9 protein-coding genes and 3 tRNA genes are annotated in these 10022 nt (G+C 40.4%); all 12 read left to right on the top strand.

Translation table 11 applies throughout. The annotated features are described in order from the left end of the window. The first annotated feature begins 259 nt into the window (after positions 1–259). The 12 genes from MOQ65_RS09450 (at position 260) to MOQ65_RS09395 (ending at position 9643) form a co-directional block, all read left to right on the top strand. Positions 260–679: a Fur family transcriptional regulator gene (locus MOQ65_RS09450; protein WP_005385669.1), complete on the top strand. Its 420-nt coding sequence runs from the start codon at positions 260–262 to the stop codon at positions 677–679. A gap of 161 nt (positions 680–840) precedes the next feature. Continuing rightward, positions 841–1677, top strand: coding sequence for a deoxyribonuclease IV (locus MOQ65_RS09445; RefSeq protein WP_009351073.1), 837 nt, complete (start codon positions 841–843; stop codon positions 1675–1677). Positions 1678–1763: 86 nt separating this feature from the next. Beyond that, entirely contained in the window at positions 1764–2939 is a 1176-nt protein-coding gene (locus tag MOQ65_RS09440; protein ID WP_257847384.1) for an exonuclease SbcCD subunit D, read from the top strand. After that, positions 2940–6023, top strand: coding sequence for an AAA family ATPase (locus tag MOQ65_RS09435; protein ID WP_257847383.1), 3084 nt, complete (start codon positions 2940–2942; stop codon positions 6021–6023). 79 nt (positions 6024–6102) lie between these two features. Further along, positions 6103–6477, top strand: a complete 375-nt coding sequence (locus MOQ65_RS09430) for a VOC family protein (RefSeq protein WP_004695332.1) — start codon at positions 6103–6105, stop codon at positions 6475–6477. After that, complete coding sequence (locus MOQ65_RS09425) at positions 6477–7184, top strand: tRNA threonylcarbamoyladenosine dehydratase (RefSeq protein WP_005385682.1); 708 nt, start codon at positions 6477–6479, stop codon at positions 7182–7184. Before MOQ65_RS09430 ends, MOQ65_RS09425 begins: the two co-directional genes overlap by 1 nt. Next, on the top strand, positions 7181–7615 hold the full coding sequence (locus MOQ65_RS09420) for a peptidylprolyl isomerase (RefSeq protein ID WP_005385683.1): 435 nt from the start codon (positions 7181–7183) through the stop codon (positions 7613–7615). The genes MOQ65_RS09425 and MOQ65_RS09420 overlap by 4 nt, the downstream gene beginning before the upstream one ends. 4 nt (positions 7616–7619) lie before the next feature. Continuing rightward, a complete protein-coding gene (locus MOQ65_RS09415; RefSeq protein WP_257847382.1) occupies positions 7620–8249 on the top strand; it encodes a hypothetical protein in 630 nt (209 codons plus the stop codon). An 82-nt stretch (positions 8250–8331) separates the two neighbouring features. Further along, positions 8332–9171 (top strand): polyamine aminopropyltransferase, encoded by an 840-nt coding sequence (gene speE, locus MOQ65_RS09410; RefSeq protein WP_024065843.1) that lies wholly within the window; start codon positions 8332–8334, stop codon positions 9169–9171. A gap of 217 nt (positions 9172–9388) precedes the next feature. Beyond that, positions 9389–9464, top strand: a tRNA-His gene (locus tag MOQ65_RS09405). Positions 9465–9488: 24 nt separating this feature from the next. Further along, positions 9489–9563: transfer RNA gene (locus MOQ65_RS09400), tRNA-Gln, on the top strand. A 4-nt stretch (positions 9564–9567) separates the two neighbouring features. Then, a tRNA-Lys gene (locus MOQ65_RS09395) sits at positions 9568–9643 on the top strand. The last annotated feature ends 379 nt before the right edge of the window (positions 9644–10022 follow it).

Below are 10022 nucleotides of genomic sequence, written 5' to 3'. Positions count from 1 at the left end.
GGGGGCAGCCAGTGGTAATAGAGTGGTTGTCAGATCATTCAATGCCCTCTTTAGAGGGCCACCACTAGAGAAAGACCCTTATAGGGTCAGAGCAAACCACCCGTTCTACGGGTGGTTATGATTACTTAATAGTTAATACTATCTATCTTGATAAGTGTTGAGAATTCTGATATAATAGATAATAATTATTTCTTGTGAATGGCCGATAATGGTCGATGCCTTATAGATTTCCAAGTGGAGAAAGGTAGAGTAGAGTATTATGGATATCGCACAAATTCTGCGTAGCCAAGGGTTCAAAGTAACCCCACAACGTATTGCGATTTATGATGCCTTGCGTGGTCATCATGATCATCCAACAGCAGAAATGTTGTATCATACGTTGCGCCCTGAACATCCAAGCATGAGCTTGGCAACCGTGTACAAGACGATGGAGATTTTTGAAAAAATCGGTCTTGTAAAAATTTTAGAAGTAGGTGATGAGCGCGCTCATTACGATTGGGACACACAAGCTCATTCCCATATCCGTTGCATCCGTTGCAACAAGGTAGAGGATATGATGGGCATTGATTTACAAGCTATCAAAACAATTGCTGATCAAGGTAGCGAGTATCAAATCACAGGTCAACATATTACCTTTGAAGGTGTATGCCCTGAGTGTGCTAAAAAAGAAAGTCATTAATACATAACCCCTGTCGCGAAGGGCTCCTTCACGGTAGGGGTTATATTAGTTATATATGTCTTCTATTCATTAGACTTTTGGAATAGATGTAAGCGTAATAGAATAGATATTAGAATTGAGTATTTTAGAATTTTAGAATTATATAAATATAAAGGAGTATTATGTTTGTCATCGGCAGTCATTTATCAATTAGTAAAGGTTATTTAAACATGGGGAAAGAAGCTACTAAAATTGGGGGCAATACATTCCAATACTTCACGCGCAATCCTCGTGGTGGTAGTATGCGTGCCCTCGATGTAGAGGATATGAATAGCTTGAGTGCGTATATGAAAGAACATAACTTTGGCACCTTATTAGCTCATGCACCTTACACATATAATCCATGTGCAGCAAAAGAAGATTTGCGTGCTTTTGCAAAACAAGCCATGACAGAAGACCTAGAGCGTATGGAATATTTACCAGGCCAAATGTATAACTTTCACCCTGGTAGCCATGTAAAGCAAGGTGTAGATCAAGGCATCGAATATATCGTGGAATGTTTGAATGAAATCTTATTCCCTGGCATGAAAACAACAGTTCTCTTAGAAGTCATGGCAGGTAAGGGCACAGAAATTGGTTCTCGCTTTGAAGAGATTGCACGCATCATCGATGGTGTGAAATTAAAAGAATACATGGGCGTATGTGTTGATACATGCCATATCCACGAAGGTGGTTATGATATCGTCAATAATCTTGATGGTGTTATTGATGAGTTTGACCGTATTGTAGGCTTAGACCGTTTAAAAGCCATTCACTTGAATGACTCTAAAAATCCTATGGGCGCTCATAAAGATCGGCACGAAAAAATTGGTGAAGGTCACATCGGTATCGATGCCATCGCTCGCATTGTGACACATCCTAAATTGACGAACTTGCCGTTCTATTTGGAAACGCCAAACGAATTAGATGGCTATGCAAAAGAAATTGCTATGTTGCGCTCTATTGTAGAGAATCAATAATTAAGCTAAAACACAGTCTTAGTTATATAATTATTTATATAACTACATTCAGATAAGGTGTAGGGAGAGCTGGAAAGGGGGATAAAATGCGTTTTTTACATACTGCTGATTGGCATTTAGGACGTATTTTTTATGGTCAGTATTTAACAGATGACCAAGCTCATGTGTTGGAGAATCAGTTCTTTTCTATTTTGAAAGAAGAAAAAATCGACGGCATCTTGTTAGCCGGGGACGTATTTGATAGAGCGGTACCTCCTATTGAAGCTATTGAATTATGGGATTCCATCATTACCCGTCTCGCTATGGATTATAAGGTACCACTCTTCGTGGTAAGTGGTAATCATGATGGGGCTGAACGCCTTGAAGTGGGGCGCTCTATGTTGAGTCGATCAGGAATTCATATTTGGGGATCCCCTCATCATGCATTACAACCCTTTGAATTTGAAGGTGCTGATGGCAAAGTGGCCATTTGCCCTATGCCCTTTAGCGAGCCTCGTCGCATTGGGGATGCATTAGGGTTAGGTTTTGCTACCCCTTCTTTGGAAACTGGTCTCAATCTACATAATTATGATCAAATGTATCAGGCTTGGAGCAACCATTTACGTAATCAAGTGCCAAAGGGGATGCGTAGCATTGCTATTAGTCATGCCTTTGTAATGGGCGGTGATGTAGGTGGCTCTGAGCGGACCTTGTCTATCGGTGGTAGTGAACAAGTAAGTCCACAAGTCTTTAAAGACTTTCAATATACAGCTCTTGGCCATTTGCATGGGCCTCAACGAATGGGGGCAGACTATATTCGTTATAGCGGATCGCCATTAAAGTATTCCTTTGATGAGCATACGCAGAAGAAATCTTTTACCATCGTTGATATGGATGCAAAAGGTAACGTAGATATTAGCACCATTCCTGTAGAAGCGAAGCGAGATGTAGTTATTTTAGAAGGTTACTTTGAAGACCTCCTAAATAATAAAGAATTACAAGCTAAGCATAAAGATGATTACGTGCAGGCTCGATTGCTTGATACGATGCCTATAATGGATGGGATGGCTAAGCTGCGCCAAGTGTATCATCGATGCATGACTATTGATTTAGTAGGTCGCGTGGCAACTCCTATGGCAGATATGGATGAAGCCGTTTTTAAAGAGTTAAACGAACGCGAATTATTTAATCAGTTTGCTGAAACCGTGTGGAAAGAGCCATTAACAGAGCGTGAGCAACAATACATTAACTCTGTGTGGGATCGAATTCTAAAGGAGGACTAAATGAAGCCTATATCTTTAACTATAGAAGCCTTTGGTCCATACCGAGATTCGGTTACCTTGGACTTTAATGAACTGCAAAACCATTCCATGTTCCTCATCTCTGGTCCTACAGGAGCCGGGAAAACGTCGATACTAGATGCCATGGTGTATGCCTTATATGGAGAACCTAGTGGAGAGGTGCGCAAAACAGATGCAATTCGCAGTGACTTTGCAGAACCTGATCGTATGACGCGGGTAGATTTCTCCTTTGCTATTGGTGATGCTCAGTACCGTGTTGAAAGACTGCCAAAGCAAATGGTTGCGAAGAAACGTGGTACAGGTATGCGTGAGCAGAATGCTAGTGCTACTGTCTACGAAATGAAGGATGGGGAGTGGAAGGTCATTGCCACTTCTGCGGCTGCTATTCGTGATACAGTTCAACGAATCATAGGCTTTCGGAAGGATCAATTCTTACAAGTGGTTCTTTTGCCGCAAGGGGAGTTCCGAAAATTACTAGTAGCCTCCACCAGTGAACGGGAGGAGTTATTACATACACTCTTTAGAACTGAGTTGTACCGAAGATTACAAGATGCCTTAAAAGCTGCTTACGATGAAGCAAAAGCAGGCATTGAAGAAAATGTAACAAAACAGAATGCATTGTTACAATCCATTCCACATGACGAAGATACACCGGTACTAACCATTGAACATGTACGAGATCTTTTGAAACATAGAGAGCCACACCGAGATGCTCTTGTTATTGAGCGTGATAAAGCTGTAACTGTAGTGGAGCAGTTCAATACGTTGCGAAATGAGTGGGCCTTATATAACCAAGCACAACAATCTCTTGCAGAGGCTACCTCTAAATTAGACCTTGTGAAAGCAAGAGAAGCGGAGCGCGCTATCTTACGTGAAAAGGTACAGTTCCTTACCTCTTTAACGCCAAGCTTTGAGTTATATAAACAGTTTACTGATAAGCAGTCGGTGTTAAAAACCTTGGAAACATCACTTTCAGAGGCTGAAAACAATGTGGACAGTGCAACTCAATATGAGTCTAAATGTATAGAGGCTCATGCAGTATTAGAAGCTCAAGCTGAAACTATGCAAACTAAGCGAACTACGCTGGCCCAAATGGAACAGCAATCAGAAAAGTTTAATGAGCTAGCACTGCTAAATAAGGAATTGAGCACATTAAAGAGTAACTTAGTAACACAGGACCGTGAGAAAAGTGACGCTGCGTTACAGGAACAGCATAAAACAGTAGCTGATTTAGAGGCTAAGTTAGTTGCAGACAGGCAGCAGTTACAAGGTAATAACAAAGCGTTAGACTCTATTTCTCGTATCCAAGAACAGTTAAGTCATTTGCAACGATATTCTGAATTGGTTGCTGAGAAACAGAAGGTTCAAAATGATATTGATGCTAAAGATAAGGCATTAGCGACGCTTGATGAATCTGTAAAGAATTCAAAGGTACAGCTTGAACGGTTAGAACATTTGATGGCAGAAGGGCGTGCCTATGAACTCGTTCATTTAGTGAAAGATAACGAACCTTGTCCAGTATGCGGCTCTACAGAGCATCCACAGTTGGCAGCCAAGCCTGAGTTATATCCTACTAAAGAGGAAATAGAAGAGGCTCGTGCAGTGCGTGATCTTGAGTTACAAAAGCAAGCTAGTGAAATTGGTCAGAAAGAAACGTTAGCTCTTCGTTTACATGAGTTAGATGAACAAGTTGAAGATCAAGTCTCTAAACTCAAAACATGGATTGATAATTTTTCAGAAGATGCATTTGATTCAATTCAACAAGGCTTAGTATCTCAAATGGAGCAGCTTTCAACCTTGCGTAGCGACACTGAACAGCTGAGCAACACTATAGCTAACACTGAGGGTGACCTCAGTGCGGCTAAAGATATACTAGCGAAATTGGAGATGGCTCATAAGGAACTACTTGATAATTTGTATAATTTAGAGGTTCAGATTAGTACGGTACAGGCTAAGATTGATGCTCTTTCTGAAAGCTTGCCAACTACGGATGTAGCTGCATGGCATAAAGAGATAGAATTATTAGCGACTGAGCTTACAGACTACGATGAACAGGTAAAAGTATGTAAAGCAAATTTAGATTCTGCTAGAGAAGTGCTTAATGCTAAACGGGGACGTCTAGAAATCTTATCTGCCCAAGTGCAGGAAGAAACAAAAAATCTTGATGTACTCAATAAAGACTATGTAGAATCATTGCAATCGATTTCTTTATCTGAAGATGATTTTATAGATGCGTTGGATGATTATAAGGTCTTAGATACATTTAGAGCTGAGCTACACGCATTGGATGAGGCTTTCAATAAAGCTCAAGCTGTATATGATGCGGCCTTAAAGCATGCTCAATCTGTAGTGAAGCCAAGTGATACAGTCTCTGATGAGGTATATGATGCGGCAGTAGAGCAACGTGACAATTTGGTAGGTTCTCTTGCGGCTTGGGATAAAGAAACGAAACATATTGAAACAACACTGGCTTCCCTAGAGACACTTGAACAGGTTATGGGCGAAGCCCGTGAGGAAGTCACTTTCTTAAGTCGCCTAAATGACTTGGCAAATGGCGGTGAACAAGGGTTTAAAAATGTAACCTTTGAGCGCTACGTATTGGGAGCTATTTTAGATGAAGTTGTATATGCAGCTAATTTACGTCTTCAAACGATGAGCCGTAATCGCTATTCCTTGGAACGTTCTGACTATACTGGTGGTGGACGAGGCAAACAAGGCCTAGATTTGGCAGTTATGGATGCTTTCACAGGTCAATCAAGACCAGCGAACACCTTGTCTGGTGGTGAAACATTCTTGGCCTCTATGGCCCTTGCCTTAGGTCTTGCGGATGTCATCCAAAGTTATGCAGGTGGTATTCATATGGATACGATGTTTATCGACGAAGGCTTTGGTACACTTGATCCTGATACATTGGAACTCGCCATGGAAACACTGGTGAAATTACAATCATCAGGTCGTCTTATCGGCATGATTTCCCATGTACCTGAATTAAAGACTCGCATACCGGCCCACTTAGAGGTCACACGTGGTGACGATGGTAGTACGGCAAAATTTGTTATTAACTAGCTATAGAATTGTCAAATGTGATACTATTAAAAGAGGAGAATTCCTACAAAAACATACTGGAATTAATTAAGGAGGTCCTATGAAGTTTTCATTTGCTCATAATAATATAAATGTTAAGGATCTTGATAAGAGTTTAGCATTCTATAAAGAGGCCTTGTTACTTGAGGAATCTCGCCGTTTGGAAGATCCAAGTGGTGCTTTCACTCTTGTATATTTAAAAAGTCCATACACAGCGCATGAACTAGAACTTACATGGTTGCGCGACTGGGATCGCCCTTATAATTTAGGGGACAATGAATTCCATTTAGCGTTTTATGTAGATGACTACGAAGCAGCTCTTAAAAAGCATAAAGAGATGGGCGTTGTAGCTTACGAAAATGCTGACATGGGCATTTACTTTATTGCCGATCCAGACGGGTATTGGACAGAAATTATTCCAGCAGGTAAATACTAATGGAATATATGTTAACTCGTTTAGAGTGGCTGGTTGGTCCTGATAAAATCAAAACCTTAAAAGATACGTCTGTGGCTCTCTTTGGTGTTGGCGGCGTTGGTGGCGGTGCCCTTGAGGCACTAGTTCGAGCTGGTGTGGGACGCATCGTTCTTATCGATGGCGACTCTATTGCACCAAGTAACTTAAATCGCCAAATGATTACGACTCATGACACAATTGGAGAGCGTAAGGTAGAGGTAGCAAAGGCACGAGCCCTTTCTATTAATCCAGATGTAGTGATAGAAACTCATGATATTATGTATACTGAGGAAAATTACCCTGGATTTATTCAAAGCTTGAACGTTGATTATGTAATCGATGCCATCGATATGGTAACGGCAAAACTTAATATTATTGAGGTGTGTCAACGGGAAAGCATCCCTGTTATTTCTTGTATGGGCGGCGGTAATCGCTTTTACCCTGAAAAACTTATGATTGCTGATATCAATAAGTCTCATACATGTCCTTTGGCGCGCGTTATGCGTCGGGAGCTCAAAAAACGGGGTATTAAAAAGCAATTAGTTTTATTTTCTACAGAAAAACCGACAAAACCACAGTTCCGCGGCGAAGCAACAAGCCCTGGTACATGTAGTTTTGTGCCACCAGTGGCAGGTTTTATATTAGCAGCACATGTGTTGCGTACAATTTTGGAGGTACCTGAACAATGAAAAAAGCAAAAATCCATATGGCTGACGGCGGCGATATCGTAATCGAATTATTTGATAAAGAAGCTCCTGGCACAGTACAAAACTTCATTGACTTGATTAACAAAGGTTTCTATAATGGCCTTCGTTTCCACCGTGTAATCCCTGGCTTCGTAGCTCAAGGTGGTTGCCCTAATGGCAATGGTACAGGTGGCCCTGGTTACACAATTAAAGATGAATTGATTGGCAACCCACATAAACATGAACGTGGTGCATTGTCTATGGCTCACCGTGGTCCTAATACTGGTGGTAGCCAATTCTTTATCGTATACGAACCACAACCTCACTTGGATGGTGTACACACTGTATTCGGTAAAGTAATCGAAGGTATGGATGTAGTTGATGGTATTCACCAAGGTGCCATCATGGAAACTGTTGAAGTAATCGAAGGTTAATCTCATGAATGATGTATCTATTAAACATCCAGAATGGCTATATATCGATGTAAATGGTAAAACATCATATGGGTATGACCAAGAATGGTTCACTGATGAGTGGCAACGCTTGTCTGGTTGTGGTCCAACATCGGCATCACAAGTATTGGGTTATTCGCTGTTTAGGGATGGCTTATTAGATCTGGAAACCACATCCGATCAAACGCTTGCTTTAGAACGGATGAACTTAGTTTGGAAATATGTAAAGCCACGCTTTGGTGGTGGTGTTTATAAGACTCAATGGATGGAACGTGGTCTTACTCGTTTACTGGAGGATAAAGACCTATCTTATGATGTACATATGTTGAATGTATCTCCGTTCTGCGCATCTCGTGTAGAGGTGGAGGCTGCAGCTCAGTTTATTCATGATGCATTGGCACAAGATGTGCCTGTAGCATTTTTGAATCGTCATAAGGGTAAAGAAAAAGCTCTTTATACATGGCATTGGGTTCCAATTCACAAGATATTTATGGATGACGATGATATTCGCTGTGGCATCTTTGATGAAGGTGAAATCCGTGATTTCTCGTTAGCAAATTGGATGAAAGACACTATTTTAGGTGGCGGTTTCTGTTATATTAGTCGTAAAGATTAAGTAACAGAGTAATTAACGTAATATACATACGCATCGCAATCATCTGCGGTGCGTATTGTAGTATAAAAGTAGGAGGTACTACATGAGTCAATGGATTACAGAGGAACAAACTCCTCATTTACGTCTTAGCGCTGAAGCAGAAGAAGTATTATACTCTGGTGAATCTGAGTTCCAAAAAATTGAAGTATTTAAATCAAAAGAGTACGGTACGATGCTCGCATTAGATGGTGTATTCCAAACGTCTGAGCGTGAAGAGTTTATATACCATGAAATGATGAGTCATGTTCCATTGTTTTTACATCCAAATCCTGAACGTGTATTGATCATCGGTGGCGGTGATGGTGGCGTAGCTAGAGAATGTGTACGCCATGATTGTGTAAAAGAAGTTACTATGGTTGAAATCGATGGTAAAGTTGTGGAGCTTGCTAAACAATATTTGCCAACTATTGCTAAAGCTATGATTGAAAACCATCCTAAATTAACTGTAAAAATTGGTGATGGTATTGGTTTCATGGCAGAAGCAGAAGATTACTATGATGTAATTATCGTAGACTGTTCTGATCCAATCGGTCCTGGTGAAGGTTTATTTACTGAAGAGTTCTATAAGAATACATTAAAAGCTCTTAAAAAAGATGGCTTATTTGTACAACAAACAGAATCTCCTATGTTGCATCAACCGCTCGTAGAGAAAGTATTTGGTTATGTAAATAATCACTTCCCGATTGCGCGTTTGTATACTGCATTTATTCCAATTTATCCTGCAGGTATGCATTGCTTCACATTGGGTTCCAAAACATTTGACCCATTAACATGGACACCAAATCGTGAACAAAACTTTGAAACTAAGTACTATAATGCTGAAATTCAAAAGGCTGCTTTTGCTTTGCCAAATTTTGTAAAAAACTATTTGCCAACTAAGTAAATAATATGTATAATAGGGGAGCACCATTCGTAAGGTATAACTTATGGATGTGCTTCCTTATTTTTCTGAGGAGAAAGAGTTTATATTGGGGATAACATACTTTTTTATTTTATTTGTAAAAGTTAAATGAAATTGAGAAAAAGGTGTTGACACAAATCTCTAGAACAGATATAATTCTCTTTGTTACGAAGACAACGTCTTCGATACCTACAAGGTGGTGGGTATGGTGAAGCGGTTAACACGGCGGATTGTGGCTCCGTTACGCGTGGGTTCGATCCCCACTACTCACCCCATAACCTACACATCATAATCATTGTAGGGGTGTCGCCAAGTGGTAAGGCAACGGACTTTGACTCCGTTATGCGCTGGTTCGATCCCAGCCACCCCTGCCAACATGACTCACTAGCTCAGTTGGCAGAGCACCTGACTTTTAATCAGGGTGTCCCGCGTTCGAGTCGCGGGTGAGTCACCAAATTAAAACTCACAAACTTCGGTTTGTGAGTTTTCTATCTCTATTCATAGAGTATTTGGTTATGATTGTATGTATAAAATCAATCAAAAATAAGTTGAAAAAATCTTTGAAAAAGAGGTTGACGATTTAAGATTAGATTGATATACTATACAAGTCGTTAGGGCAACAACCTAACGTAACAGATCTTTGAAAACTGAACAATGATAGGTAATCAATCAATACGATTGAACATATGCCAGAGTGCGGGTTTTGACATAGTCAAAACCAACCATAATTCAAAGTTACTTAAATGTAACGACAACAAATAATGAGCTATTCAAATAGCTTCAAGATATCTTGGAGAGTTTGATCCTGGCTCAGGACGAACGCTGGCGGCGTG

Source organism: Veillonella faecalis (assembly GCF_024677885.1).
Taxonomy (GTDB): domain Bacteria; phylum Bacillota; class Negativicutes; order Veillonellales; family Veillonellaceae; genus Veillonella; species Veillonella nakazawae.
The sequence above is the reverse complement of the archived record's forward strand: the minus strand, read 5'-3'. Positions and strand labels throughout refer to the sequence as shown.

Excerpts from the sequence above, each read along its gene's own strand:
- MOQ65_RS09450 (WP_005385669.1), top strand. The coding sequence starts at position 260 with ATGGATATCGCACAAATTCTGCGTAGCCAAGGGTTCAAAGTAACCCCA.
- MOQ65_RS09445 (WP_009351073.1), top strand. The coding sequence starts at position 841 with ATGTTTGTCATCGGCAGTCATTTATCAATTAGTAAAGGTTATTTAAAC.
- MOQ65_RS09440 (WP_257847384.1), top strand. The coding sequence starts at position 1,764 with ATGCGTTTTTTACATACTGCTGATTGGCATTTAGGACGTATTTTTTAT.
- MOQ65_RS09435 (WP_257847383.1), top strand. The coding sequence starts at position 2,940 with ATGAAGCCTATATCTTTAACTATAGAAGCCTTTGGTCCATACCGAGAT.
- MOQ65_RS09430 (WP_004695332.1), top strand. The coding sequence starts at position 6,103 with ATGAAGTTTTCATTTGCTCATAATAATATAAATGTTAAGGATCTTGAT.
- MOQ65_RS09425 (WP_005385682.1), top strand. The coding sequence starts at position 6,477 with ATGGAATATATGTTAACTCGTTTAGAGTGGCTGGTTGGTCCTGATAAA.
- MOQ65_RS09420 (WP_005385683.1), top strand. The coding sequence starts at position 7,181 with ATGAAAAAAGCAAAAATCCATATGGCTGACGGCGGCGATATCGTAATC.
- MOQ65_RS09415 (WP_257847382.1), top strand. The coding sequence starts at position 7,620 with ATGAATGATGTATCTATTAAACATCCAGAATGGCTATATATCGATGTA.
- speE (WP_024065843.1), top strand. The coding sequence starts at position 8,332 with ATGAGTCAATGGATTACAGAGGAACAAACTCCTCATTTACGTCTTAGC.